The organism is Thiovibrio sp. Mzg5 (genome assembly GCF_055379285.1).
In genome coordinates, this window is sequence record NZ_AP022872.1 from 2,077,744 (window position 1) to 2,103,464 (window position 25,721).

General features: G+C 57.9%; 23 protein-coding genes. 14 read left to right on the top strand and 9 right to left on the bottom strand.

Annotated elements, in window-relative coordinates; genetic code table 11:
* Position 1 precedes the first annotated feature (1 nt).
* From glmS to sfsA, 8 genes are all read right to left on the bottom strand, one after another.
* Positions 2–1,846, bottom strand: coding sequence for a glutamine--fructose-6-phosphate transaminase (isomerizing) (gene glmS / locus ACZ46D_RS09530; protein ID WP_464927204.1), 1,845 nt, complete (start codon positions 1,844–1,846; stop codon positions 2–4).
* 247 nt (positions 1,847–2,093) lie between these two features.
* Entirely contained in the window at positions 2,094–3,242 is a 1,149-nt protein-coding gene (locus ACZ46D_RS09535; RefSeq protein WP_464927205.1) for a cysteine desulfurase family protein, read from the bottom strand.
* Positions 3,243–3,244: 2 nt separating this feature from the next.
* Positions 3,245–4,336 (bottom strand): quinolinate synthase NadA, encoded by a 1,092-nt coding sequence (gene nadA, locus ACZ46D_RS09540; protein WP_464927206.1) that lies wholly within the window; start codon positions 4,334–4,336, stop codon positions 3,245–3,247.
* A 149-nt stretch (positions 4,337–4,485) separates the two neighbouring features.
* Positions 4,486–5,019: a cold shock domain-containing protein gene (locus tag ACZ46D_RS09545; RefSeq protein WP_464927207.1), complete on the bottom strand. Its 534-nt coding sequence runs from the start codon at positions 5,017–5,019 to the stop codon at positions 4,486–4,488.
* A gap of 465 nt (positions 5,020–5,484) precedes the next feature.
* Positions 5,485–6,216, bottom strand: a complete 732-nt coding sequence (locus tag ACZ46D_RS09550; RefSeq protein WP_464927208.1) for an HNH endonuclease — start codon at positions 6,214–6,216, stop codon at positions 5,485–5,487.
* 91 nt (positions 6,217–6,307) lie between these two features.
* Entirely contained in the window at positions 6,308–7,303 is a 996-nt protein-coding gene (gene nagZ, locus ACZ46D_RS09555; protein ID WP_464927209.1) for a beta-N-acetylhexosaminidase, read from the bottom strand.
* 23 nt (positions 7,304–7,326) lie between these two features.
* Entirely contained in the window at positions 7,327–8,022 is a 696-nt protein-coding gene (queC, locus tag ACZ46D_RS09560; RefSeq protein ID WP_464927210.1) for a 7-cyano-7-deazaguanine synthase QueC, read from the bottom strand.
* Between the two features lie 149 nt (positions 8,023–8,171).
* The gene (sfsA, locus tag ACZ46D_RS09565) at positions 8,172–8,870 is read right to left on the bottom strand and encodes a DNA/RNA nuclease SfsA (protein ID WP_464927211.1); all 699 of its coding nucleotides are present in this window, start codon (positions 8,868–8,870) and stop codon (positions 8,172–8,174) included.
* Between the two features lie 87 nt (positions 8,871–8,957).
* Here sfsA and ACZ46D_RS09570 point away from each other — a divergent pair, with 87 nt between their 5' ends.
* The 12 genes from ACZ46D_RS09570 (at position 8,958) to fliW (ending at position 20,292) form a co-directional block, all read left to right on the top strand.
* Positions 8,958–9,236, top strand: coding sequence for an EscU/YscU/HrcU family type III secretion system export apparatus switch protein (locus ACZ46D_RS09570; protein ID WP_464927212.1), 279 nt, complete (start codon positions 8,958–8,960; stop codon positions 9,234–9,236).
* 462 nt (positions 9,237–9,698) lie between these two features.
* Entirely contained in the window at positions 9,699–10,421 is a 723-nt protein-coding gene (gene flgF / locus ACZ46D_RS09575) for a flagellar basal-body rod protein FlgF (protein WP_464927213.1), read from the top strand.
* 102 nt (positions 10,422–10,523) lie between these two features.
* A complete protein-coding gene (flgG, locus tag ACZ46D_RS09580; RefSeq protein WP_464927214.1) occupies positions 10,524–11,306 on the top strand; it encodes a flagellar basal-body rod protein FlgG in 783 nt (260 codons plus the stop codon).
* Positions 11,307–11,313: 7 nt separating this feature from the next.
* Entirely contained in the window at positions 11,314–12,051 is a 738-nt protein-coding gene (flgA, locus tag ACZ46D_RS09585) for a flagellar basal body P-ring formation chaperone FlgA (protein WP_464927215.1), read from the top strand.
* A gap of 32 nt (positions 12,052–12,083) precedes the next feature.
* Entirely contained in the window at positions 12,084–12,782 is a 699-nt protein-coding gene (locus tag ACZ46D_RS09590) for a flagellar basal body L-ring protein FlgH (RefSeq protein WP_464927216.1), read from the top strand.
* 174 nt (positions 12,783–12,956) lie between these two features.
* Positions 12,957–14,078, top strand: coding sequence for a flagellar basal body P-ring protein FlgI (locus ACZ46D_RS09595; RefSeq protein ID WP_464927217.1), 1,122 nt, complete (start codon positions 12,957–12,959; stop codon positions 14,076–14,078).
* Between the two features lie 20 nt (positions 14,079–14,098).
* Positions 14,099–14,419 carry a rod-binding protein gene (locus ACZ46D_RS09600; RefSeq protein ID WP_464927218.1) on the top strand — a complete coding sequence of 107 codons (321 nt, stop codon included), beginning with the start codon at positions 14,099–14,101 and terminating at the stop codon, positions 14,417–14,419.
* Between the two features lie 3 nt (positions 14,420–14,422).
* Positions 14,423–14,944, top strand: coding sequence for a flagellar protein FlgN (locus ACZ46D_RS09605; RefSeq protein ID WP_464927219.1), 522 nt, complete (start codon positions 14,423–14,425; stop codon positions 14,942–14,944).
* A gap of 3 nt (positions 14,945–14,947) precedes the next feature.
* Entirely contained in the window at positions 14,948–17,389 is a 2,442-nt protein-coding gene (gene flgK, locus ACZ46D_RS09610) for a flagellar hook-associated protein FlgK (RefSeq protein ID WP_464927220.1), read from the top strand.
* Between the two features lie 10 nt (positions 17,390–17,399).
* Positions 17,400–19,346: a flagellin N-terminal helical domain-containing protein gene (locus ACZ46D_RS09615; protein WP_464927221.1), complete on the top strand. Its 1,947-nt coding sequence runs from the start codon at positions 17,400–17,402 to the stop codon at positions 19,344–19,346.
* Positions 19,347–19,441: 95 nt separating this feature from the next.
* Positions 19,442–19,708, top strand: a complete 267-nt coding sequence (gene csrA / locus ACZ46D_RS09620; RefSeq protein WP_464927222.1) for a carbon storage regulator CsrA — start codon at positions 19,442–19,444, stop codon at positions 19,706–19,708.
* A 107-nt stretch (positions 19,709–19,815) separates the two neighbouring features.
* Positions 19,816–20,292 (top strand): flagellar assembly protein FliW, encoded by a 477-nt coding sequence (gene fliW / locus ACZ46D_RS09625; protein WP_464927223.1) that lies wholly within the window; start codon positions 19,816–19,818, stop codon positions 20,290–20,292.
* Between the two features lie 136 nt (positions 20,293–20,428).
* On the opposite strand, the gene flgM is transcribed toward fliW, so the two are convergent.
* On the bottom strand, positions 20,429–20,728 hold the full coding sequence (flgM, locus tag ACZ46D_RS09630; RefSeq protein WP_464927224.1) for a flagellar biosynthesis anti-sigma factor FlgM: 300 nt from the start codon (positions 20,726–20,728) through the stop codon (positions 20,429–20,431).
* A gap of 305 nt (positions 20,729–21,033) precedes the next feature.
* Here flgM and polA point away from each other — a divergent pair, with 305 nt between their 5' ends.
* Both polA and ACZ46D_RS09640 read left to right on the top strand, forming a co-directional pair.
* The gene (gene polA / locus ACZ46D_RS09635) at positions 21,034–23,712 is read left to right on the top strand and encodes a DNA polymerase I (protein WP_464927225.1); all 2,679 of its coding nucleotides are present in this window, start codon (positions 21,034–21,036) and stop codon (positions 23,710–23,712) included.
* A 110-nt stretch (positions 23,713–23,822) separates the two neighbouring features.
* Positions 23,823–25,715, top strand: coding sequence for a SurA N-terminal domain-containing protein (locus tag ACZ46D_RS09640; protein ID WP_464927226.1), 1,893 nt, complete (start codon positions 23,823–23,825; stop codon positions 25,713–25,715).
* Positions 25,716–25,721: the final 6 nt, after the last annotated feature.

Below are 25,721 nucleotides of genomic sequence, written 5' to 3' on the forward strand. Positions count from 1 at the left end.
CCTATTCCACCGTAACGCTCTTGGCCAGGTTGCGGGGCTGATCCACATCACAGCCGCGCAAAACCGCGATCTCATAGGCCAGCAGCTGTAGGGGCAGCACAAAGAGGATCGGGTTCAACTCCTCATGGCAGACCGGCACCGTGATCACCTGCTCGGCGATGCGCTTGCAGTTTTTGTCCCCCGCATTGGCAACGAGAATGATCCTGCCGCTTCTGGCCTTGACCTCTTCCACGTTGGAAATGACCTTTTCATAGACGCTGTCCTTGGGGGCCAGGGCCAGCACCGGCATATCCCGGTCGATGAGGGCGATAGGGCCGTGCTTGAGTTCGCCTGCCGCATAGCCTTCGGCGTGGATGTACGATATTTCTTTCAGCTTCAAGGCACCTTCCAGGGCAATGGGGAAATTGCTCCCCCGACCCAGATAGAGAAAATCCCGGCTGTGGGCAAAGGCCTCGGCAATGCGGGCCGTTTCCTCCTGCAAGCGGGGCAGCTCCTGCTCCATGAGGGCGGGCAAATCGAGGAGGGCCTGGCCGATCCCCTTGCGCTCCTTGGCCGTCATGGTCTTGCGGATCTCGCCGAGAAAAAGGGTGAGCAGCAGCAGGGCCGTGAGCTGGCAGGTGAAGGCCTTGGTGGAGGCCACCCCGATCTCCGGACCGGCATGGGTGTAAATGGTGCCGTGGGACTCCCGGGTGATGGTGCTGCCCAGCACGTTGCAGATGGCGATGACCTTGGCCCCCATCTTCTTGGCCAGCCGTAGGCCAGCCAGGGTGTCGGCGGTTTCGCCGGACTGGGAGATGGGCACCACCATCACGGTGTCGTCAAGCAGCAGGCGGCGATAGCGGAACTCCGAGGCAATATCCACCTCCACCGGAATACCCACCCATTTTTCCAGCCAGTATTTGGCCACCAGGGCCGCGTGCCAGGAGGTGCCGCAAGCCACCAGGGAGATGCGGCTGATCTTCTGCAGCTCCGCGCTGCTCAAGCCTATCTCCGGCAGCTGCACCCTGCCGGTTTCCGGATCGAGCCGCCCCCGGAAGGTGTTGAGAATGGCCTGGGGCTGCTCGAAGATCTCCTTGAGCATGAAATGCCGATACCCGCCCTTCTCGGCCATGGCCGCGTTCCACTCGATGGTCTTGATCTTCTTGACCACCTTCCGGCCGTTGGCCAGACTCATCACCTGCCATTCCCCCTGCTTGAGGACGGCAAGCTCCCCATCCTCCAGGAAAACCACCTGATTGGTATAGGGGAGCAGGGCCGGGATATCCGAGGCCATCAGACAACCGCCCCCCTCGGTGATTCCCAGAACCAGGGGGCTCTGATGTCTCACCGCCACCAAACGGTCCGGCTGACCGGCCCACAAAACCCCGATGGCGTAAGAGCCTTCGACCTTTTTCAGGGCCTGGCGCACCGCCTTGACCAGATCACCGGAGGCGAGGTGTTCCTCAATGAGGTGGGCCAGAACCTCGGTGTCGGTTTCCGAACAAAAAACATGCCCGCGTCCCTTCAGCTCTTCCCGGAGGGTATGATAATTCTCGATGATCCCGTTATGGACCACCACCAGGTCGCCGCTGCAATCGCAGTGCGGGTGGGCATTGACCTCGGAAGGCGCACCGTGGGTGGCCCAACGGGTATGCCCCAGGCCGATGTGGCTATCGCGGTCGCGCACCGATTCCAGCAGCTCTTCGAGCTTGCCGAGCTTGCCCGCGGCCCGGTGTTTCTGGAGCTTGCCGCCGTGGACATACACCACCCCGGCAGAATCATAACCCCGGTACTCCAACCGCTTCAAGCCTTCAAGAAGAATGGGCAGCACATGACGCTGCCCCACATAACCTACTATTCCGCACATACTCTGTTCCTTTCGTAAACGATTGCAGTTTTAAAACTGCCTCGTACTCCGTTTCTCTTTTCCAGGAGACTGTCCTAGTACCTTGGAACTTTTTAATCGACATCAAATTAATTCCCTCCCCCCTTGCGGGGGAGGGTTAGGGAGAGGGGGAAGTTGCCATTATCTCAGCAGGTTGTAGCTACCCCCACCCCCAACCCCTCCCGCAAGGGGAGGGGAGTTTTTCAGAAATATTAAGAGTTACAAGGTACTAGAGGGCGAAACCCTGCCTGGATCTTGCCACCGCTTGCGGCAAAAGGGCCAACAGGGCCGCAACCTCTGCCTCGGTATTGTAACGACTGAGACTGATCCGCAGGGTTCCGTGCAAAAAGGGTTCCGGAACCCGCATCGCCCGCAGCACATGCGAGGGGTCAAGATCACCACTCTCGCAGGCGGCATGGGCCGAAACGGCGATACCGCCTGCATCGAGATCCTGGATAAGCCCGGCCGAGGCCGCATGCCGAAAACTCACATTGATGGTGTTGACCAGCCTGGGCGAGGCAGCACCGTTGATCCGCACCTCGGGGATCGCCGCGATAATCCCCGCCTCAAGATGATCCCGCAGCGCGGCCAGCCGCTGATGCGCCGCCTCGTCCACAGCCATGGCCAGCGCACAGGCTGCGCCGAGGCCAACCAGGCCGGGCACGTTCTCGGTGCCGGACCTCCGGCCATGTTCCTGACCGGAACCCATGATCAACGGGGTGAAGGGGACGGTGCGCCGAACATAGAGCGCCCCTGCCCCTTTCGGCCCATGCAGCTTATGTCCGGCGATGGTGAGATAATCCACCTCCAGCGCTTCCGCCGAGAGGATCGCCTTACCCGCCAACTGGATGGCGTCGCAGTGAAACAGCACGCCCCGTTCCCGGCAGATACCACCGATCTCGGCCATGGGCCAGATCACCCCGGTTTCGTTGTTCGCCCCCATGAGGGAGACCAGGGCGGTGTCCGACCGAATCGCACCCTTGAGCGTCTCCAGATCAAGGCCGCCGTTTTCATCCACCCCCAGCAGCTCCACCTCGTAGCCCTGGCTGGCGAGAAACTCCAACGGTGCCAGAACCGAGCCGTGTTCGACCTGGGAGGAGATGATGTGCTTCTTGCCGGGATTACCCCAAACCGCGCTCAAGATGGCGGTGTTGTTGCCTTCGGTGCCGCCGCTGTTCAAAACAATCCGACCCGGATGGCAGCCGAGCAGCCCGGCCACCTGCTCCCGGGCCAGATCCAGGCCACGTCGGGCAGCCTCGCCGAAACGGTGGGAGCTGGCCGGATTGCCGAACCATTCGGCCAGATAGGGGGCCATGGCCTCCCGCACCTCAGGGGCCAGCGGGGTGGAGGCGTTGTTGTCGAAATAGATGGATTGCATGGTCAAATCCGCAGCATCCTGTCGAGAGAAAGTTTGGCCTCGGCCGCCACCTCGGGAGGAACGGTGATCCGGTTGACCACCCGCCCCTGGGCCAGGTTGTCAAGCACCCACAGCAGGTAACCGGGCTTGATCCGGTACATGGTGGAGCACAGGCACTGGAAAGGGGAGAGCGAATGGATCTCCCGGTCCGGGTACTGGCGCTTGAGCCGGTTCACCAGATTGATCTCGGTGCCGATGGCCCACTTGCTGCCCACCGGGGATTCGCGCACCGCGGTGATGATCGCCTCGGTGGAGCCGTACTGGTCGGCCCGGCTCACCACCTCGTTGCGGCATTCCGGGTGGACGATGATCCGAACCTCGGGGTCGCGCGCCCGCCAGGCGGCCACATGGGCGGCGGTGAACTGCATGTGCACCGTGCAGTAGCCGTCCCAGAGGATTACTTTTGCCTTCTGCAACTGGGCCGGGGTATTGCCGCCCAAAGGCTTGTCGCGCTGCCACAACACCACCTCATCTTCGGCAATACCCAAAGCACTGGCGGAGTTGCGGCCCAGATGCTCGTCCGGAAAAAAGAAAACCTTGTCGCCTTCGGCCAGGGCCCAGGTCAGCACCCGCTCGGCGTTGGAAGAGGTGCAAACCGAGCCGCCGTGCCTGCCGACAAAGGCCTTGAGCAGGGCGGAGGAGTTCACATAGGTCACGGGGATAACCCGACCGGTGGTCACCTTGGCCAAATCCTCCCAGGCCCAGGCCACCGCTTCGCTGGTGGCCATGTCGGCCATGGGGCAGCCGGCCCGCAGATCGGGCAGGATAACCACCTGGTCCGGCGCGGTCAGGATGTCGGCGGATTCCGCCATGAAATGCACGCCGCAAAAGACAATGTACTTACTGTCCTTGGCCTCGGCGGCATTGCGGGCAAGCTTGAGGGAATCCCCGGTCAGGTCGGCGAACTGAAAGGTCGCCTCCTGCTGGTAGTGGTGCCCTAAAATTAAAAGATTGCCGCCCAACTCTTTCTTGCGGGCGGCAATCTTTTGACAGATTATTTCTTCATTTTCCTGCAGGTATTCCGAGCCAAGCTCAACCTGCTGCAACACGGTCATCGGTCTATCCTTCACTCCCAGATAAGTCACCCCGGCGAAAGCCGGGGTCCAGAGCAGCACATGTGCCGAAGTTTCTGGATCGGAGTCTCGCTCCGCTCGCTTACCTCCGGCTTCCGTCGGAATGACGTCAAGTGCGTTTGCCTCTCTTGTTATTTAACCAGCTTTACCCAAGCCGCAGTCGGCCCCTTGTCCCCTTCCCCTTCGCCAAAACGAACCTCGTCGCCTTCGGCCAACTGGGCCATGGTCACGTCCTTGAGGGCGTTCTCGTGAAAATACACCTCCTGGCCGTCCAGGGTCATGAGAAACCCGTAGGACTCATAGGGAAACAGACTCTTGATGGTGCCCATGGCCGGTCCGGCAGCCGCAGCCTCCGGCTCCTTGCCGTTCTGCCGACGCTTGCGCTGCATTTCCTTCAACTGGAGGCCCAAGGTGTCAAACGCCTCCACCAGCAGGGGCCGCACCGCCTCCCCTTTTCTTTTCACAACCACGGTGTCATTAGGAACGGAAGCAACCACGCGAACCTCATGACCGCCCGCTTTATGCCCGGCGGTCTCCTCAATGGAGATGCGCAGATGATGAACAAGCCCAGGGTGGTGGCGATCAAGGCGCCCCTTCTCCTCTTCGATTTTTTCCTGCCAAGCCTTACGAATTTCCAGGTTCCGTCCTTCAACTTGTAGTTCCATGCAGTTCCTCCATCACAAGTGATTAAACTGGCGCCCGCAGGGGGCAGCCGATTGGAGAGCTTTCGATTGTATTCTACCACGATGCCGGGCAAAAAACAGCTTCTCTTCATGGGAGGTGCAAGAAAAAATACAGGGTGGGAGAGGCGGAATTCGCCCCACTGTCAGGCCGTTTTTTATGGGACTATCTCTCCCATTGTCACGCAGCCGAGCACCGGAGAGGCTGCCGAAAAAAGGGCTTTGCACTGTCTGAGGCGCAGCCGAGTTTGCAAAGCCCCGGCAGCATTGAGGAGCACAGGGCATCCCGCCAACGGCGGGACAAGTGGCGGGTTGCCTTTTCTTTTTGGTACTTTTTCTTTGGGCAAGCAAAGAAAAAGTACAGGAGGATGAAGCGTATCCCTCTGGCTGCTGAGGTTGCGTGGTAAGCAGGGAAATAAATCCGGCCCCATTTTCGATTGGAATAATTTGTTAAGTTGCTCTTAGTATTTCTTTATAGCTGTCGATCAACTCGGTTGGTCCGGTCAATGCACCGATGATTGTCGACACTTCTGAAAAGTTCCCAGTGGTCTCAGTTAATTTAAGCCCATTGTAAATGGTATACAGCCAAACAGTAATTTGGGGGACATCGACAGCTTGTAAGCCGATATAGGCAAATGTTTTTCTGCCTATTATATTTTCAACTCTCTGTTTCGAGTTGAGGGACAAAAAATGCTTTTCAAAAAAAGATTCCCCAAATTTGGTCAGGGCAGTTGTTACAACCGAAAATTCGTCGGGTAAGAGTGTTCCCCAATGGTCCCAGATAAGGCCTTTAGTGATGAATGAAAAAAGGTCCAACAATTTTTGGCCATCTATCGGCAATGTCATACATTTCGATTCAGGGCCTTCAGGCTCAACACTTAAAGTGTGGCCCCTTTTTTCATGCAGTTCTTTATGAAGCTTTCTATTTCTTGCGAGTCTCCTAGGAACCATGGTCGATAAATTTTCCTTCGCACTCTCATGGCGGCCCCCAAATGGCAATATAGCGGTTAAATAATGTTCTAACTCTGCCTTTTCATTATTGCATTTTGTGCATGCAGGGACCTTGGGCAAATTGTCTCGTTCGTTTAGAAGAAAGAATTCCCGAGCAAAGACATGGTCACCTGTTGTCGCCAGGGTTTCAGCACAATAAACACAAATTTTGTTTTTGTACTTTTTGCTCATATTATTTTTGCAACCGAACAAGTTATTCTGTAATTTCTGCCCATCACACCAAAAATCATGCTAGCCAGAAATATTCGCACCCCCCCGTGCCTCACCCCCCAGCAAACCGCCTCCGCACCTCACCAATCCGCCCCAACGACTTCCGCACCCGTTCCTCGGAAACTTCCCCGCCCACGGCCTTATCCAATAACTCATAAGCCGCAATAATCTTCGGATGCTCATGGCAGATCAACAACATATCCGCCCCGGCCATAAAAGCGACAAGGGCGGCCTCCGCCACGGTGCCTTCATTCTCAATGGCCCCCATCTCCAGGTCATCGGTAACCACCATCCCATCATAGCCCAGCTCCTCACGGAGCACTCCGCCCAAAATCCGCGGCGACAGGGTGGCGGGAAACTCGGGATCAAGCTGCGGGTACACAGTGTGGGAGGTCATCACCCCGGCCACCCCAGCCCGGATCGCCGCACCAAACGGCACCAGATCGCACCCGCGCAGCTCCGCAAGCGAACGGTCCACCACGGGCAGCACCTTGTGCGGGTCCAGGGTTGCTCCGCCCAAGCCGGGAAAATGCTTGGCGCAGGCAGCCAGGCCGTTCTCCTGCATGGTCGTAATCACCAGCGCGCCCAGCCGGGCCACCTGCTCCGGCGTCCCGCCCAGACTCCGCCTTTCCATGAACAAACCAAGCCCAGTCGGGCTCACATCCAGCACCGGGGCCAAGTTCATATTGATCCCCACCGCCAGCAACTCCTTGGCACAGGTCCGGGCATAATCGGCCAACAGCTCCTCACCCCGGTCGCTTTCCGCCAGCGCCCTGGCATCGGGAAACTCAGTAAAATGCGGCCCCTTGAGTCGGGCCACGGTGCCGCCCTCCTGATCGATGGAGATCAGCGGCGCACCCAGCCCGGCGGCGCGACAGGCATCGGCCAGCCCCAGACAGAGGGTGCGGATCTGTTCCGGATTCTCTGCGTTTCTCTTGAAGAGGATAAAATTATTGATCCCGTATACATTAATAAGGTCACGGGTGGAATCATCCAGCTCCGTCCCTGGCAGGCCGACCATGAACAGGCCGCCCAACGCATTCTTCATGATTCCCTCTCCATTGTGCATTATTACTGATACTCCACCGGATCAACCCGCCCGGCCTCGGCAAACCCCTTGAGCCGCAACAGGCAACTATCGCAAGCCCCGCAAGCCCGCCCCTGTTTGTCCGGGTCATAACAACTGTGGGTCAGGCCGTAATCCACCCCGAGTTCGAACCCCTTTTCGATGATCTCTCTCTTGGTCAATTTGAGAAGCGGGGCATGGACCCGGAAACGGGTTTCCCCCTCCACCCCGGTCCTGGTAGCCAGATTGGCCATCTTTTCAAAGGCCTCGAGAAATTCCGGGCGGCAGTCGGGGTAGCCGCTGTAATCCATGACATTGACCCCGAGAAAAACATCGCCCGCGCCCAGCACCTCGGCCCAGGCCATGGCATAGGAGAGGAAGATGGTGTTGCGGCCCGGCACATAGGTGATGGGGATGGAGGCGTTCATCTCCGCCTGGCTGCGGCCCTTGGGCACTGCGGTATCCGTAGTCAGGGCCGAGCCGCCGATGGCGTCGAGGTCCAGGCGGAGGATGAGGTGCTTTTTAATCCCCCTGCGGGCGACATTGGCCTTGGCCCGCTCCAGCTCCACCTGCTGGCGCTGACCGTAGGCAAAGCTCAGGCAGCAGCATTCATAGCCCTCGGCCATGGCCATGGCCAGGACCGTGGCCGAATCGAGCCCGCCACTGAGTAACACCACGGCTTTTGGTTTTTCCTGCATCATATATATCTCCTGGCCGCGCCATGCGGCCGTTTTCTGTTCCCACTACTTTATTGCAAGGGTTGCGGCGAAGCAAGTTCTCATTGTGCAATAAAGCCCCCTCCCGTCGAGGGAGGGGAAGCAAAAGCCTGGCGGCAAACCATTTTCGCGTCTCAGCCCAGACGCACCGGCAGCTTTCGCGCAACAGTGATCGCCTCCGGGCTCAAGGCCGCCCCATAGGCCAGCACCTCCACTCCCTGGGCCGCCACCTCCCGCAACGCTTTAGCATACCCAGGATCGATGTGCGCGGCCGGAGCAAAATAGTCCACATCCGCCCGCTGGACGCAGAAAAAGACCACGGCCCGGCAGCCGGTTTGGCGCAGGGTTAACAGCTCTTGGAGATGCTTCGCCCCCCGCACGGTCACGGCATCGGGAAACATGGCAGCCCGGCCCAGAGCCAGGCTGCAGTTTTTCACCTCCACGTAGATCTGCTCCTCCCCGCAGGTGAGGAGAAAATCCAAGCGGCTCTTATCCGACACCTTGACCTCGGGCCGGATCGTCTCGATCCCGGCCAGCTCCGCCACCACCCCGGAGCTGATGGCCTCGGCGACCAACCCATTGGTGCGCGCGGTGTTGATCCCCACCCAGGTTGCGCCGACCCGCACCATCTCCAAGGTATGGGGATATTTGCGCTTGGGGTTGTCCGCCAGGGAGATGAGCACCGGGCTGCCAGGCTCCTTGCAGCCCGACATACTGCCGGAATTTGGGCAATGCACGGTGAGCAGCCGGCCATCGTCCATGGCCACGTCGGCGAGAAACCGCTTGTACCGCAAAACCAGCCTTCCCGACTGCAAGGTTTGTCCGAATTGCATTTTTTTCATCCGCTCCGATTGTTGTCGGGTATAATTGCAGGCAATGGCCTCTTGACCACGCACTCACGCAACCAGAAAGCACCCATAATGCCAGATACCCCAACAAAAAAAAAGGCTGTTGCCCTCCGTTACGATAGAAGCCGGGATGCCGCGCCCAAGGTGGTCGCCAAGGGCGCGGGGGAGCTGGCTGAAAAAATCATCGCCCTGGCCAAGGAACATGGCATCCCCATCCAGGAGGATGCCGATCTGGTCGAGATTTTGGCCAAGCTGAACCTCAATGCCGACATCCCCCCGGACACCTATCTGGTGGTGGCAGAAATCCTCGCCTTTATCTACCGAGCCAACACCAAGATGACGCCCTCATAAAAACTTCTGCTTCCCAAGCAATCCCGACAGACCATCATGCCTCCTCGCCACCAAAATCCCATTGGCCCGCAGCCGAGCACCGGAGAGGCTGCCGAAAAAGGGCTTTGCACTGTTTGAGGCGCAGCCGAGTTTGCAAAGCCCCGGCAGCATCGAGGAGCGCAGGGCATCCCGCCTGCGGCGGGACAAGAGACACAGGGGGCCCTTTCTTTGGTTCGTTTCTTTGGGCAAGCAAAGAAATGAACAAACCATTACGCCCAGCACCGCTAGGAAAAATATACCGGCCACCCCACGAACGCTTCCATTTTTTTGACACCCACCTCTCCGCCCCATCCGCCGACCATCAATTTCACATCTCATTGTATTCATTATCTTTATACCAACACCGACGCCTCCACCTCCAGCCACAAACAATCCCGGCACGCCTCTTGCAAAGATAGAACACAAACTCACGAGAGGTATGCCATGTTCATCCACAACAGGCTTGGATTACTGGAAAGCGTTGAAACCCTAATCAACCAAGAGCAACGGCTCAACCAGGTGTCAAACAACCTGGCAAATGTTGATACGCCTGGGTTCAAGAAGGAAACCGTCACCTTTGACGAGATGCTTTACCAGGCCAACCGCTCCCGCCAGAGGGTCGGCAAAGGACTGCGCATCAACACGATCCACCAGCAGGGCGCTGTTCAAAAAACTGACGCCCCCCTTGATCTGGCCATTTCCGGGGATGGTTTTTTCCGGGCCCAGACCCCGGCCGGCGTCCGCTATACCAGGGCCGGGAACTTCCAACGCAACAACGAAGGTCTGCTGGTCACGGCCAATGGCTACCCTGTGCTCGGCGAGGCCGGCCCCGTCACCATTACCGGCACCAAGGTAGATGTGGCCAGCGACGGTCGCCTTTTTGTCGATGGCACTCAGACCAACCGCCTGACTGTGGTCACCGCTGACCCGACAGCCCTGAAAAAGGAGGGCGAGAACCTGTTTCGCCTTGCGGATGGGGCAGCGGAAGAAGCCTCGCCGAATTTCCAGCTCCTGCAAGGACATCTGGAAAAATCAAACGTCAACACCGTCACGGAAATGACGGAAATGATCGACCTGTACCGCGCCTATGAAGGGCAGCAGAAAATGATCCAGGCCGTGGACGCCCTGGACACCCTTGCCGTGAGCAAGGTTGGCAGTCTGGGATAGCCGTTGCCACGAAAGGTTGCGGCCTGATTGCCACTAACGACAGCAGCGATAGCGGCGTAAGGAGCCGAATGGCTCCTAAACATCCAACACAAGGGGACCAGCATGATCCGCGCATTATTCTCGGGACGCACCGGCATGACCGGCCAGCAATTGCAACTGGACACCATCGCCAACAACCTGGCCAACGTCAACACCGCCGGCTTCAAAAAAAGCCGGGCCCAGTTCGAGGATCTCTACTACCAGGAAATCCGGGCCATGGGCACGGAAACCGCCGATGGCGGCAGGGTGCCGTCCGGCATTCAGGTCGGCCTCGGTGTCCGCCCCACCTCGGTGCAGAAGATCTTCACCCAGGGCAGCCTCACCGAAACGGGCAACGACCTGGACTGGGCCATTGAGGGCGCCGGTTTTTTCAAGGTGCTCCGCGACGGCCAGGATTATTTTACCCGATCCGGCGCCTTCAGCCTTGATTCCAACGGCAATGTGGTCACCCAAAACGGCGACCGGCTCCAGCCTGAATTTACCGTCCCCCAGGGGACAACCTCCATCGGCATCGATAACAATGGGCTGCTCACCGCCAAGGATGCCCAGCAGCAGGTTCTCGCCACAGTCCAGATCACCCTGCACAGCTTCATCAATCCCGGCGGCCTGCGCAGTCTCGGCGCCAATCTTTTCCAGGAAACCCAAGCCTCCGGCGCCCCAACCGAGGCCAACCCCGGCAAGGATGGCCTCGGCACCATCCAGCAGCGCTTCATAGAGGTCTCCAACGTGGATGTAACCGAGGAGCTGGTCAACATGATCATCACCCAGCGGGCCTACGAGGTCAACTCCAAGTCGGTCACCACAGCGGACAAACTGCTGGAAGTGGCGAACACCCTGGTCCGCTAGGAGGAAAATGCCTAAAATGCCGCTGCGCCTGGCGCGCCTGTTCATGGTTGCCGTGCTGTTTTGCCTTGCCTGTCCTTCTCCCGGACAAACGGCGGACAAAATTGCGGCCCCGGAACTTGCCGTGCTGAAAAATATCTTCAGCGAGGTTGTGCTCCAGAATTCCCCCTGGCCCAGAGAGGATCTCCAGATCGACAATTTCAGCGTCCGCCCCCTGGCCATGTCCCTGCCAGTGGGCGGTTTTGACTACCGGATCACCCAGAAACCAAATGACTCCCGGCCCGGCAAGAAAAATGTCAGCGCCGCCATCCTGAAAGATGGCAAGGAGCAGGGCCAGGTGAATATGAGCGGAGACCTGAGGCTTTTCGGCACGGTGGTCAACGCGACAAAACGGTTGAGCCGCAACGAGATCATCGGCAGCGAGGACGTCACTACAAGGCGACAGGACATCTCCATGCTGGACGCAGGTCTCATCCAAGACCCCAAACAGGCGGTCGGGCAAAAGCTCAAAGTCTCGCTACCGGCCGGGGCCATCCTCTATACCCAGTCCATTGATACCCCTCCCCTGGTAAACCGAGGCGAGCGGGTGACCATCATGGCGAAATCGCAAGCAATCCAGATAACCACGCCCGGAGAGGCTAGAAATTCCGGGGCACTCGGCGAAATGGTCCGGGTCAAAAACCTCACCAGCCGTCGCGAGATCCAGGCCCGGGTTATGGGTGCTGGCGTCGTGGAAGCCGAATTCTGAGACACATGCCCCAGCCATTAAAGGAGAAGATTATGCGCACCACACTCCACACCACCTTTTTCATCCTCCTGCTCGCTGGCCTTTCCGGCTGCGCCGGCACAGGCAACCAGCAAGCCCTGCCGGAGCGTTACACCCTGCCCACCCCGCCCAAAGCCCCGCAAGTCCAAGCCGAGGGAACAATCTACGGGGCCAGCAACAGCCTTGACCTCTATGCCGACAGCCGGGCGAAAAGGATCGGCGATATCGTCCTGGTCCGCATCGTGGAAACTTCCAAGGCCAACAAGGAAGCCAATACCAAAACCCAACGGACCTCCACCGCCACCGGTGGCATTTCAACCCTGTTCGGTCTGGAGACCTGGCTGGCGGACAACAACCACCGATTTGTCCCCTCGCTCACCGAGCTGCAGGCCGGCCTGACCAATGATTTTGAGGGCAAGGGAAAAACCGACCGGAAAAGCAACGTGACCGCCACCATCTCCGCCAGGGTCATCGACATCACCACCGACGGCAACCTGAATATCCGCGGATACCAGGAAGTGAAGGTCAACGACGAAACCCAGCACATCATTCTTTCCGGCCTCATCCGTCCGCAGGATGTTGCCCAGGATAACTCCGTCCTCTCGACCCATGTTGCCGACGCCCGAATAGAATACAGCGGCCAGGGGGCTCTCGGCGACAAGCAACGACCGGGATGGATGGCCAGGGTCCTGGACAGCGTCTGGCCGTTTTAGGATGACAGAGCAGGGCACTAGGCAAAATATTCCTTTCACTCACAGGGTGATTTCATGAAAAAAAGAATATTCCCTTTAAAAATGGCACATTACAACACCTGTCTTTCCCGTGGCACATTGCTTGCTAAGATATCAAGGTACAGGCTCCGCAGAATAAAAGCCGAGGACAGCTCCATGCAGACGACAACCGTAAAACCCAAAAACAACCCCACGCAGACGATGCGGCGCACCACGCTGCTTTTTGTCGGCGCGTTGCTGCTCGGACTTCTCTTCAACGCCGGACTTGCCCATGCCGTCCGCCTCAAAGACCTGGCCTCGGTGAAAGGGGTACGAAACAACCAGCTGGTGGGCTACGGCATTGTCGTCGGCTTAAATGGCACCGGCGACGGCAACAAGGCCGCCTTTACCGGCCAGGAACTCGCCAATATGCTCAACAATCTCGGGGTCAAGGTGGACCCGGACAGCACCAAGGTGAGAAACATCGCCTCCGTCATGGTGACCGCCACCCTCCCACCTTTTTTCAAGGTGGGACAAAAAATCGACGTGACCATTTCTTCGGTGGGCGACGCCACTTCCTTGCAAGGCGGCACCCTGCTGGTCACCCCGCTCAAAGGTCTGGACAATAACGTCTATGCCATGGCCCAAGGCCCCATCAGCACCGGGGGCGGACCCGACCCCAATGCCCGGGCCACGGCTCGGCAAACAAATCACCTGACCGTGGCCCGGATTACCAACGGCGCCTCGGTGGAGCGAGAAGTGCCGATGAGCTTTGCCAACAAGGAGAGCATCACCATCAGCCTGGCCTCGCCGGATTTCACCACCATCTCCCTGATGAAAACCGCCATTGACACCTATCTGGGCGGAGCCTACGCCACCGCCAAGGACGGGGCCTCGGTGGATGTCGCGGTCCCGGCAAAATACAAGGCCCAGGAGGTTGCCCTGCTGGCGGCTCTGGAAAACATCGAGATCAACCCGGAACATCGGGCCAGAGTAGTGCTGAATGAACGGACCGGCACGGTGGTCATGGGCGACAATGTCACGATCAACCAGTTTGCCCTTTCCCACGGAAACCTGAGCCTGCAGGTCAAGCCCCCGCCCCAGCCCGGCGCTCCGGCCAACTCCCCGGCTGACCCCATCAAAATCGGCCAAAAGGTCGTGACCCTGCAACCGGGCGTGACCCTGGGCGAGATGGTCCGAGCCCTGAACTCGGTGGGAGTCGCCCCCCGCGAACTCATCGCCATCTTTCAGGCCATCAAGGCTGCGGGCGCCCTCCAGGCGGAACTGGAAATCATTTAGGACCAGAAGGCCGAAGCACCATGGATATTATCAGCGAAGCAACAACCGGACTCAAGGGAAACACCAATTCGACCGATACGCTCAAGAAGGGGAAACTCCGCGAGGCCTGTGCCGGATTTGAGGCCCTGATGCTCAAGCAGATTCTGACCCTGGCCCACCAAAGCGTTCCCAAGAGCGGCCTGCTTGACGGCGGCTATGGCGAGGAAATGTTCCAATCCATCCACGATGACCAGATAGCCCAGAAAATGGCGGGAAGCAAAGGTCTCGGTTTTGGCGACATGCTCTACCGGCAACTGTCGCAAGCCCATGTCCCACCGAGCCCACAGAGCAAGGAGAAATAGACCATGCAGCACACAGAAATGACCGAACAACGCTCCCTGCCCGCCAGATTCTTCGAAACCCTGGAACAGGAAGTCCTTCTTTCCCAGGACATGCTCGCCATTCTTCAGGCAGAACAAAAAGCCCTGGTGGCCATGGACATGCAGGCCCTCATCCACCTGAGCGGCAAGAAGGAAAACCGGCTAACCCGCATCCAGGCCCTGGACTCCCTGCTCACCGACCTGGCCGCAGAGCTTTGCCCGGCCGCAAACGGGAAAACAGCAAGACTTACCGCCCTCATTCCTCTGCTCAACCCGGAGGAAGGGGAAAAACTCAGTCAGTATCGGAAAAAACTGACAGGACTGCGGGAAGATATCCTCAGCCACAACCAAGTCAACAGACATTTTGCCGAGGATGTAAAAACATACCTGAACGACGCAATTTCCCTGATCACCAGTGGGATAGCAGAGCGTCCCATGTATGGCCTCACCGGCCTCAGCAGAAAGCCCTCGCTGAGCCAACCTTCCTTAATCAGCAGGGCGGTCTAGACCATGGCCGGCATCTCTCATGTGCTGAGCATTGCCAAGGAGGCACTCCTCACCCACCAACTTTCAATCCAGGTGGCGTCGCACAATATCGCCAACGTTGATACCCCCGGCTACACCAGACAATCGCTGCAACTGGAAACCAACGCAGCGACCCCCATCAGCTCCGGTATGCTGGGCGGTGGCGTGAAGGGCACAACCATTCTAAGAAACTACGACCAGTTCATGGTACAACGGCTTGCCAACCAGGAATCAAATCTGGGCAATCTCCAGGCGCAGCAGGAATCCATGAAGCTGGTGGAAACGGTGTTCAATGAAGCGCCGGGCCTTGCCATCAACGACCTGATGAATCAGTTCTGGAACTCCTGGCAAGAGCTGGCCGACAATCCGGACGTATCCGCGACCAGACAGGCGGTGGTCCAGTCTTCCCAGCTGATCATCGATCAGTTGCACTCCATGAGCAGCGAAATGACCCAGGCCAAATTCGATATCGGTGTCAGCCTTGACACGGCCATCGGCGACGTGAACTCCATTGTCAGCCAGATCGCCGATCTCAACGTGCAGATTTCCGGGGCGGAATCCGCGGCAGGCCAAGCGAACGACATGCGCGACAAAAGAGATACCCTGGTCCAGGATCTTTCCCAACTGTTGGACGTATCTTTTTTCGAAGATAAAAACGGCGCCTACACCGTGCTCATGGCCGATGGTCACACCCTGGTGGAAAGCAATCAAGCCTGGCAGGTGGACTGGCAAAACAACCAACTCATCTGGGTAAACAAAGACGCTAATGGCGGCGAGACGCGCCGCGCCATTGGCGGAGGGGCTGAACTGGGCGGCAAGATCGGGGGCTGGCTCGAGGTGCGCGGCAATCTGGTCGAAGGCGATCCCAACAATTTTATGGGCCGCCTGGACGCTTTTGCCAACTCCCTGATCCGCGAGATCAACCAGCAGCATACCCAAGGAGTCGGGCTCACCATGTTCGGCGACACCCTGACCGGCGCGGAACAGGCGAAAAATGTCGCCCGCCTCACCTCCACCGTGGACCCAGCCAGTGCAAACGTAACCATCCCCGCGGGCACCATCACCATCAACGACCGACCTGTCGGCGAAATTCTCGGCGGCTTAGCGGTGAATGGCCTGGCCATGGCCAAGGCATACAACACCGTGACCGCCATCAAAGCGGCGGAACCAGGGATCACAGCGGAACTCACCACGCTTACCTCTTCCTCTGCCGCAACCACTGCCGCCACAGGAACAAGCAATATCACCATGACCTTGAACGGCGTCTCGATTACCGTCCCGGTCACGGCAGGGGATTCAATCGCCGTCGTCAATGCGAACTTTGCTGCCGCAGTGTTTGCAGTAAAAGACCAAACCGGCGTGGTTGCCACAATTGGCACCAACAGCAACGGCGCAGCAACCGATACCCTTATTTTACAAAATGCCGAAGAGGGCGACAGCTCAACCATTGATGTCACCGCATTCAGCGCCGGGACAACAGGAACAAACGTCAATTTTGCGCTTGGAGCGCAAAGCGCCGACGCCACCCACAACACCGGCGAAATCACCCTGTTTTCCACCAGCTCCTTCACCCTCAATGCCGGGCCGAATGATTACGTCCTGGCCCAGCTTGGTCTGGACGCCGTCCCCGCTGACACACAATCCGGCGATGGCACCATCACCTTTGGCCCGCAATTCGACAACCAGGGCCCCCTGCTCACCGGATACGATTATTTTGACACACTCGACACCAGCGGCAGTTTCGATATGTGGATTTACAACAACGATGGCTCACTGGCCATGCCCCAGCCGGTGACCGTCTCCCTGAGAGGGGCCTACAACCTGAGTGATGTGGTCACTGCCGTCAATACCGCCATGACCAACGCCGGCGCCGCATCCTGGGTGACGGCCTCAAACTCCGGCAACAGCCTGCGTCTCACCCCGGATGCCAGCCACCAGTTCGCCTTTGCCAATGACACCTCAAACTTTCTCCAGGTTGCCGGGCTCAATACCTTTTTCTCCGGCAGCAGCGCGGCAAGTATCGGTCTGAACAGTGTGATTACCGGCGACCTCAACAATCTGGCCGCCGCCACCGTTGGTTCACAAGGGCAAATATTTCGCGGGGACAACACCAATTCTCTCAAGATCACGAACACCCAGCACGATGAGTATGTTAGCTTCACCGGTGGTGCCCAGAACACCCTGGATGGCTTTTACAATATCCTGGTCGGCAAGGTTGCCAACACCACCCGCACCATCAGCCACTCCTACGATTCCAGTGTGCTGGTCAACAAACAGGTGAGCGAAATGCGCGATTCGGTCTCCGGCGTTTCCTTGGACGAGGAAATGGCGAATCTGATCAAATACCAGCACGCCTACACCGCCGCCACCCGCCTCATCACCATGTCGGACGAAATGCTGCAGACCCTGCTTGATGCGGTACGATAGGAGAAAAGCCATGCGAATTACCATGCAGTCCATCCATAAAAATATCCTGACGAATCTCGACAAGCTCACCACGGATATGGGCCGGATCAATTCCCAGATTTCCTCGGGCAAGCAGATGGCAACGATCTCCGATGATCCGGTTAATCTGGTGACTGCCCTGGGGCTCAGAAGCAGCCTCACCCAGATCACCAGCTACCAGGACAATCTCACCTTCGGCGACAAGACCATCACCGCCGCGGAAAACGCCCTCACCCAGATGAAGGATATCTCCCTGCGCGCCAAGGTCTTGGGGCTGCAACAGGCAAATGCCTCGGTCAGCCCAGAAAACCGGGCCAGTGCGGCAGAAGAGGTCCGGCATCTTTGGGAGGAGGCTATTTCCCTTGCCAACAGCGATGTGAACGGCAAATACGTCTTCGGCGGCTACCGAAGCACCGGCTACACGGAAACCGAACCGGAGCCTTTTATCGCCGACCGGGTAAGCGGGTATCGTGTCAACGGCAAGGCATTGGCCGCCGTTGACTTTACCACCCTACCGCAATACGATCTGGCCGCAGGAGATCTGACCATCAATGGTATTCCCATTGCCGGCACAGCCGGTGACGGCTCGGCAACAGCCAAGGTGACGGCCATCAATGCCAAGAGTACTGACACCGGGGTTACGGCGGATTTCACTGTGGCCAGCAGAACTGCTGGCGCGGCGGTAACGGCTGGAACCATGGCTTCAGGCGATCTATTGATTAACGGGGTGAATATTTTTGATGCCGCAACTTATCCCTTGGGGGCTGCCATCGTTGGCGGCGACTCGGACAACGCCCTGTTCAACGCGATCAGCGCAAAATCCGGCTCAACCGGCGTTATCGCCTCCCGTGACAGCAGTGGCAAACTGTCTCTGACCGCGGTAGATGGAAGCAATATCCGGATCGAAACAAACCTCAATGGGGAAGCCGTCACCCACCTCAACGGTGCAGTGGTAGCAGGAGGCAGAGTCTCCTTCGGCACAGTGCAGCTCTCCTCGGATCGGCCCTTCAGCCTGACAACCACCTCTGGCGCTGAACCGGGCCTCGTTGCTCTCGGTCTGGATGGGGGCTCCGCCATCACCAATGAAGTCAACGATAGCGGCGGGGATGGCCTGTTAACGGTGATCACCGTCCAGCAAAAAGAGGGCAACGTCCGTTATGCCGGGGACCCTGATCATGGCCTGGCAGTCAAGATTGGCAGAAGAAGTACCCTGGAGGTTTCCAAAAACGGCAAAGCCGCTGTTTCGGACACCGGCATTTTTGCCATGCTCAAAAAATTGGAAGACAGCCTGCTCGGCCAGAAATTCAGCTCCGTTACCGGCATGAACAAAGCCACGGATACGACCGCCAGGCTTGACAGCGGCAACACCGGCCTTGAGCAGCAAGACAAACCTTTTACCCCTGGCATAATCGCCTTTACGGTGACTGACCACTCCACATCTCCGTCCACGAATCGCATAATGGATATCGGAGTAAATCCCGCCACAGACAGCCTGGATGATATTGCCGCCCGAATAAACGGCATCCCCGGCATGACCGCCTCCTGGAATACCGATGGCCAGCTGAAGTTGGAAACCACCGACCCCGAGCGATACACCTTCACCTATACGGACACCAGCAACTTCCTTGAGCTGTCGGGCATTACCAATGATACCATGCAGGTTCAGGCCATCAACCAGGCAGTTGCTAACTCCGACACGGTGATGGACAATCTGTCCACCCAAATTTCCGATTTTGGCGCCCGGGCGAACCGAATCATTGTCCAACAGCAAATTTATTCAAAACTTGAGCTGTCCACCACGGCAAATCTTTCGGAAAAAGAAGACACTGACATGACAAAGGCCGTACTAGAACTCAAAAGCAAAGAAACGGCCTACGAAGCGGCCTTGGCGGCCGCCGCCAAAACCATGCAGCTGAGTCTGGTGGACTTCCTTAAGTAGTCAAGTGGACATTGTTTTTTCTTTGTAAAAAAGGGAGAATACGTTCAGGGAAGAGCGTACCCCGTCATCAACTCAAGCCAGGGAGGGCGAAAACAATGCTCATACTTGCCAGAAAACCAGGAGAAGCCATTGCCATTGGCGATGGCATAAAGATTCGAGTTCTGGAGATAAAGGGCGGACAGGTGAAGATCGGGGTCGAGGCCCCGACCGAGATCATGGTCCACCGCGAAGAGATTTACCTCCGCATTGTGGAGGAAAATATCCGGGCAGCAGCGGAGGCTCCTGCTGATCTTTCTTCCCTTGCCTCTGTTTTTGGCGGAGACAAGACACGCAGCAAACCGCCGCCAAAAGACGGCAAATAAAAGACACGGACAAGAGAAAATTCAGACGGGGATGGAACAAGATGGAAACAAACACCCGCCGTCTCCACCGCTCTTCAGCTCCGAGGGAGGAAAGGATGATGCTCGCCATGACCACAACAACCCGCACGGAAAAACAGGGGGAAATCACGGTATCCACCAGCCGTTTTGGCCAACTGTCAGTAAACCCGGAGAAGATCATCACCATGACCTCTCCCTTTCTGGGCTTCCCTGATTCAAAACGGTTCATGGTCAAGCCGCACGGGGAAGAGTCGCCGTTTCTCTGGCTCCAATCCCTGGATGACCCGAAGCTCGCCTTTGTGGCCATTCAGGCCGCGCTCCTGATCCCGCAATACCAGCCGGAAATTTCCAGTCTGACCCGGCAGGAACTGCAAGACTCGCCGGATCAACCGCTGGAAATTCTGCTCATCCTGACCATCCCCAAAGATAACCCCGACGGGATGACGGCCAACCTGCTCGGCCCGGTGGCGATCAACCCCCAGAAGCGTCTGGCCAAACAGGTCTTGCAGGATCCCATGCGCTACGATGCCTGTTGGCCCGTTTTCACCATGGACCCGGCAGAGTAATGATATGCGGCAAGCGACAAGAATCGAGGGGGAAAACCGACACCCCGGCGAAAGCCGGAGTCAAGATGGTTTTCTGGCAAAAGGCTCTGTGGCGAGGAAAGGCGAAGAAGAAAACGAAAGGAAAAGCGGCGGAGCGTTACTCCACCGAGGTCTCGGAGAGCAGGCTGCCCATCATTTTATCGGCAAGCTGGTAAGGATCAATCTGGTATTCGCCGCGGGCAATTTCTTCCTTGAGCGCCAGCACCCTGTCCGCACGAACTTCCGGAGTCTGCTCAAGAATAGCCCTGGCCTTCTGCACGTCCTGGGAACCGGCAGACAGCACCACGCGATCCGTTGGCTGGGCCGTGTTGTCAGCCTTGGCCGGGGCAGAGCCTTCAGATTTCTTCCCCTGAACCTTGTCTGTTTTGATCGAAGGGAAAATGCCTGTTAATTTCATGACCAAATCCTTGCTTCTCTGCAGTTTATCTGCAGCTGCTCATAGAGATTGAGGCTCCGAGGAGACCCTTTGTCCCCCCACGCACCCATACCTTTGTAATTATCATATCGGCCTTTTGATGACAAACTTAAAGTAAAAAAAACCCTCCGCAAAAAAACACCGTAATTCAACCGGAAACCAAGCATCCACCACTGGGCTCCCGACCATTTTTTCCTCGACAAGGCACGCTTCCGGCCACGTATGTTGCGCAACAGGACACGGGACGGTGTTGCCAAACCACCATGCGGCTGGTAGTATCATGCCCCATGATCCAGCAAGAACCTGTTTACCTCATCGACGCCAGCGCCTATATCTACCGGGCCTACCACGCCATCGCCCCGCTCACCAACAAGAGCGGCCTGCCCACCCATGCGGTGTACGGGTTCACCAATATCCTGCTCCGGGTTTTGCGTGAGAAATCGCCCAAATTTATCGGCATCGCCTTTGATGCGCGGGGGCCGAATTTCCGCCACGAGATGTACCAGGCCTACAAGGCACATCGGCCATCCATGCCCGACGACCTTGCCTGCCAGATCCCCTATATCAAGGAGATCGTCGCCGCCCACAATTTCGCCAGCCTGGAACGCCAAGGCTACGAGGCCGACGACCTGCTGGCCTCGGCGGCCAAAAAACTCGCGGCCCAAGGACACCCGGTAATCCTGGTCTCCGGGGACAAAGATCTGCTGCAACTGGTTTCAGAGACCATCACCGTCTGGGATCCCATGCGGGATGTATTCATGAACCCCGCCGCGGTGCAGAAAAAATACAATATCCCGCCGCAACAGCTCCTGGATTTTTTCGCCCTGGTGGGCGACAGCTCGGACAACGTGCCGGGCGTGGCTGGCATCGGCCCGAAAACCGCGGAAAAACTCATCAATCAATACGGTTCGCTGGAAGGCCTTTACCAGAATATCGAGACCATCTCCCAGGCAAAGCTCAAAGAAAAACTTCTGACCAGCAAAGAGAACGCCTTTCTCTCCCGCCAGCTCATCGCCCTCAAGGAGGATCTTGCCACCCCGGAGCTGAATGAATACGCGACGCCTGAAGCCAACGAGGAAAAACTCCAGGAACTCTACACCTTCCTCGATTTCAGCCGGTTGCTGAAGGCCCCGACCTCTGCTGCCGTTGCCCTTGAGACCAAGGGCTTCCTGCTGATCACCACGGAAAGCCGGCTCCAGGATGTCTGCCAACAGCTGACCAAGGCCCCCCTTCTGGTGCTGGACACGGAAACCACCTCCCTGGACCCGCTGGTGGCCGAACTCGTGGGCATCTCGCTCTGCACCACCGCCGAGGAAGCCTATTACCTGCCCATTGGCCATCGGGACGGGGACGGGAACCTCGTGGCCGACCAGCTGCCCCTGGCCCTGGTCCAAAAAAACCTGACCCCGCTTTTTTCCGACCCCCGCCTGCCCAAACTCGGCCACAACCTCAAATTCGATCTGCCCATCCTGGAGAGACACGGCCTTGCCCTGGCCGGCCCCCTGTGGGACACCATGATCGCCTCGTACCTCCTTGACCCCTCTCGCCGTTCCCAGAAGCTCGACGACCTGTGCCTGGAGATGCTCGGCAAACGGTTGACCAGCTTCGGCGAGGTCACCGCGGGCGACAAACGACCGGACAGCTTTGCCTATGTTGCGCCGGAGGCGGCCAAGGATTATTCCTGCGAGGATGTGGCAGGGGCCTTTCTCCTCTGGAAACAGTTCCAGCCCAAACTGGAACAGCTTGGGCTGTGGGAGCTTTTCTCCGGTCTGGAAATGGCGCTGGTGCCCATTCTGGTCCAGATGGAACAGACCGGGATCACCGTGGACCAAGCCCAGCTCCACCGGTTGTCCGAGGATTTCGGCCAGCAACTGGCCGAATTGGAAAAAACCATCTACGCCCTGGCCGGAGAGGAATTCAACATCAATTCCACCCGCCAGCTCGGCGAGATCCTCTTTGCCAAACTGGGGTTACCCCAGGGGCGGAAGACCAAAACTGGCTATTCCACCGATGTCAAGGTGCTGGAAAGCCTGGCCCGGCAGCATGATCTGCCCGCGGCGATCATGGCCCACCGCAACTTAAGCAAACTCAAGAACACCTATGTGGACAAGCTGCCGGAACTCATCCACCCCAAAACCGGGCGGGTCCACACCTCCTTCAACCAGGCAGTCACCGCCACCGGCCGGCTGAGCAGCAGCAATCCCAACCTGCAAAACATCCCGATCCGCACCCCAGAGGGCCAAAAAATCCGGGCCGCTTTCGTGGCCGCACCGGGGCAGCTCTTTTTATCGGCGGATTATTCGCAGATCGACCTGCGGGTCATGGCCCATTATGCCCAAGATCCGGCCCTGCTTGCCGCCTTCCGCGCCGGCCAGGACGTGCACAACCAGACCGCGGCCGAGATCTTCCGGGTCAACCCGGCCTTTATCTCGCCGGAGATGCGGAGAGTGGCAAAGACCATCAACTTCGGCATCATTTACGGGATAAGCGCCTTCGGCCTTGCCGCCCAACTCAGCCTGAGCCGCAAGGAGGCCGCCACCTTCATCGAACGCTACTTTGCCCACTATGCCGGGGTGAAACGCTTCATGGAGGAGGTTGTCGAAAAGGCCCGGCAGGACGGCTTTGTCACCACCCTGCTCAACCGACGCCGCCTGTTGCCCGACATCAACAGCAGCAACAAGGCCAGCCGCGAATTCGCCGAACGCACCGCGATCAACACCCCCATCCAGGGCACAGCCGCCGACATCATCAAGCTGGCCACCATCGCCGCCACCCGGAGGCTCAGCGAGGAAGGTCTTAGCGCCAAGCTCCTGCTCCAGATCCACGATGAGTTGGTTTTTGAGGTTCCAACCCAGGAAATCGAAGCCACCGGGATCGTGGTCAAGGAAGCCATGGAAGGGGTCATGCACCTTGACGTCCCCCTGGTGGTGAACACGGTGGTGGGGGAAAACCTGGCCAAGGTGTAAGGGGCCTCCCCCCATGCTGCTTAAATCGGTTGACTGTCTTTACGAAAAAAATTAGGATAACTTCCTGAATTTCAAACAAAACAGCCTTTTCATTTTTACACAGGTGACACATGCTCGACTTCATGCGCCGCAAGGCCCAATCGACCTATATCCAGGCCACCATCCTCATCATTGTCCTGGTTTTTGTCTTCTGGGGGGTGGGGAAAAGCCAGAAAGGCGGCCCCGACGCCATTGCCACGGTCAATGGCCAAAATATTTCCGCGCAGCAGTATCAACGGGCCTACAATCAGACCATCAATCGGTATCAAGAACAGTTCGGCGGCACCCTCCCCTCGGGGCTCCTTGAAGCCCTGAACCTGAAACAGCAGGTGCTGAACCAGATGATCCAAGAGCAGGTCATGCAGCAGGGCGCCAAGGAAGCAGGCCTGATAGTGGGCAGCGACGAAGTGCGCAAGGTTATCCAGAATATGGACGCCTTCCGGGAGGAAGGGATCTTCAAGCTCGACCGCTACAAAAAGCTGCTGGCCTCCTCAAAAATGACCACCACCGATTTTGAAAACAATGTACGCAACGATCTCCTCCACACCAAAATTCTTACCCATCTCTCCCGGTTCGCCCGGATATCCGACAGCGAACTCAAAGACCGTTTCGCCTTTGACAACGATCAGCTCAAGCTCGAATATGTCGCCTTCAGCGCGGACGGTTTCCGGAGTTCAGGCCCGGTTGGTGATGAGGCGCTGAATCTCTTTTTCGAAGGCCGCAAGCAAGCTTACCTGACCGAACCGCAGGTCAAGCTCCGCTACATTACCTTTCTCAATGAACAGGCCATGGCCGGGACCCAAGTTAGCGACCAGGAAATTGAGCAGTACTATAAAATGAACCCGGACAGGTTTTCCACCCCCGAGCAGCGCCAGGCCCGGCACATCCTGCTCCGCTCCGACGCCAAGGACAGCGGTGAGCTGCGGGCGGCCAAACGCAAAAAACTGGAAACCATCCTGGCGCTGGCCAAGGCAGGCAAGGATTTCAGCCAACTGGCCAAGGAGAACTCCGAGGATTCAAGCGGGAAAAACGGCGGCGACCTTGGGTTTTTCAGCAAGGGACAGATGGTTCCGCCCTTTGCCGAAGCTGCCTTTGCCCTCAAAGAAGGAGAGATCAGCACCATCGTGGAAACCCAGTTCGGCCTCCACCTGATCAAGCTTGAAAAAATCAAACCGGCAACTGTAACCACCTTAGCTGCGGCGCGGGAACAGATCATCGCTGAGCTCAAGGCCCAGCGCGGGAAGGACGTTACTTTCCAGCTGGCAAACCAGGCCTACGAGGGAATTATCCAGGCCGGTAGCCTGGATAAATATGCAGCCGGCGCGGCGACGCCGGTGCAGACCACCGATTACTTCACCCAGGCCACCCCTCCCTCGGCATTGGCAGGACAGCCCGCGCTGCTCAAAACCATTTTCACCCTGAAAAAGGGCGAACTAAGTTCGCTGCTTGAGATCAAAGGCGGCTACGCCATTGTGTACATTGACGAGGTGAAGGAGCCCCAAGTTCCGCCGTTGGCTGAGGTTCGCGCCCGAGTGGAAAAGGATTTCCTTGACGATCAGGCCCAGGCCAAGGCCAAGGATGCCGCCATGGCCCTGTTGGCCCAGGCAAAGAAAGAAGGCTCCCTTGTCACCGAGGCGGAAAAAACAAAAAGCCGCGTCCTGGAAACTTCTTTTTTCACGAGAAGCCAGCAGGCGACCAGCGGCCTGCCCGCCCCCGTTGCCGCGCAAGGGTTGAAACTCAGCGGTGCCTCACCCTATCCCGCCGAGGTCGCAGAGAACGGCACCACTTTCTATGTCCTCCATTTCAAGGAAGACAAACCGGCAAGCGAGGAAGCATTTGCCAGCCAGAAAGAAGCGCTGAGAAAGATGCTGACCCAGGAAAAACAGATGCAGGTCATGGGCTCCTGGCTCGCGTATCTGCAAAGCCGGGCCAAGATCACCACCGACAAGAAATTCATGGAGTAGGGAATT

What these genes read in the sequence shown, in the direction of transcription:
- glmS (WP_464927204.1), bottom strand. Translation starts at nt 1,846, where the DNA reads ATGTGCGGAATAGTAGGTTATGTGGGGCAGCGTCATGTGCTGCCCATT.
- ACZ46D_RS09535 (WP_464927205.1), bottom strand. Translation starts at nt 3,242, where the DNA reads ATGCAATCCATCTATTTCGACAACAACGCCTCCACCCCGCTGGCCCCT.
- nadA (WP_464927206.1), bottom strand. Translation starts at nt 4,336, where the DNA reads ATGACCGTGTTGCAGCAGGTTGAGCTTGGCTCGGAATACCTGCAGGAA.
- ACZ46D_RS09545 (WP_464927207.1), bottom strand. Translation starts at nt 5,019, where the DNA reads ATGGAACTACAAGTTGAAGGACGGAACCTGGAAATTCGTAAGGCTTGG.
- ACZ46D_RS09550 (WP_464927208.1), bottom strand. Translation starts at nt 6,216, where the DNA reads ATGAGCAAAAAGTACAAAAACAAAATTTGTGTTTATTGTGCTGAAACC.
- nagZ (WP_464927209.1), bottom strand. Translation starts at nt 7,303, where the DNA reads ATGAAGAATGCGTTGGGCGGCCTGTTCATGGTCGGCCTGCCAGGGACG.
- queC (WP_464927210.1), bottom strand. Translation starts at nt 8,022, where the DNA reads ATGATGCAGGAAAAACCAAAAGCCGTGGTGTTACTCAGTGGCGGGCTC.
- sfsA (WP_464927211.1), bottom strand. Translation starts at nt 8,870, where the DNA reads ATGCAATTCGGACAAACCTTGCAGTCGGGAAGGCTGGTTTTGCGGTAC.
- ACZ46D_RS09570 (WP_464927212.1), top strand. Translation starts at nt 8,958, where the DNA reads ATGCCAGATACCCCAACAAAAAAAAAGGCTGTTGCCCTCCGTTACGAT.
- flgF (WP_464927213.1), top strand. Translation starts at nt 9,699, where the DNA reads ATGTTCATCCACAACAGGCTTGGATTACTGGAAAGCGTTGAAACCCTA.
- flgG (WP_464927214.1), top strand. Translation starts at nt 10,524, where the DNA reads ATGATCCGCGCATTATTCTCGGGACGCACCGGCATGACCGGCCAGCAA.
- flgA (WP_464927215.1), top strand. Translation starts at nt 11,314, where the DNA reads ATGCCTAAAATGCCGCTGCGCCTGGCGCGCCTGTTCATGGTTGCCGTG.
- ACZ46D_RS09590 (WP_464927216.1), top strand. Translation starts at nt 12,084, where the DNA reads ATGCGCACCACACTCCACACCACCTTTTTCATCCTCCTGCTCGCTGGC.
- ACZ46D_RS09595 (WP_464927217.1), top strand. Translation starts at nt 12,957, where the DNA reads ATGCAGACGACAACCGTAAAACCCAAAAACAACCCCACGCAGACGATG.
- ACZ46D_RS09600 (WP_464927218.1), top strand. Translation starts at nt 14,099, where the DNA reads ATGGATATTATCAGCGAAGCAACAACCGGACTCAAGGGAAACACCAAT.
- ACZ46D_RS09605 (WP_464927219.1), top strand. Translation starts at nt 14,423, where the DNA reads ATGCAGCACACAGAAATGACCGAACAACGCTCCCTGCCCGCCAGATTC.
- flgK (WP_464927220.1), top strand. Translation starts at nt 14,948, where the DNA reads ATGGCCGGCATCTCTCATGTGCTGAGCATTGCCAAGGAGGCACTCCTC.
- ACZ46D_RS09615 (WP_464927221.1), top strand. Translation starts at nt 17,400, where the DNA reads ATGCGAATTACCATGCAGTCCATCCATAAAAATATCCTGACGAATCTC.
- csrA (WP_464927222.1), top strand. Translation starts at nt 19,442, where the DNA reads ATGCTCATACTTGCCAGAAAACCAGGAGAAGCCATTGCCATTGGCGAT.
- fliW (WP_464927223.1), top strand. Translation starts at nt 19,816, where the DNA reads ATGACCACAACAACCCGCACGGAAAAACAGGGGGAAATCACGGTATCC.
- flgM (WP_464927224.1), bottom strand. Translation starts at nt 20,728, where the DNA reads ATGAAATTAACAGGCATTTTCCCTTCGATCAAAACAGACAAGGTTCAG.
- polA (WP_464927225.1), top strand. Translation starts at nt 21,034, where the DNA reads ATGATCCAGCAAGAACCTGTTTACCTCATCGACGCCAGCGCCTATATC.
- ACZ46D_RS09640 (WP_464927226.1), top strand. Translation starts at nt 23,823, where the DNA reads ATGCTCGACTTCATGCGCCGCAAGGCCCAATCGACCTATATCCAGGCC.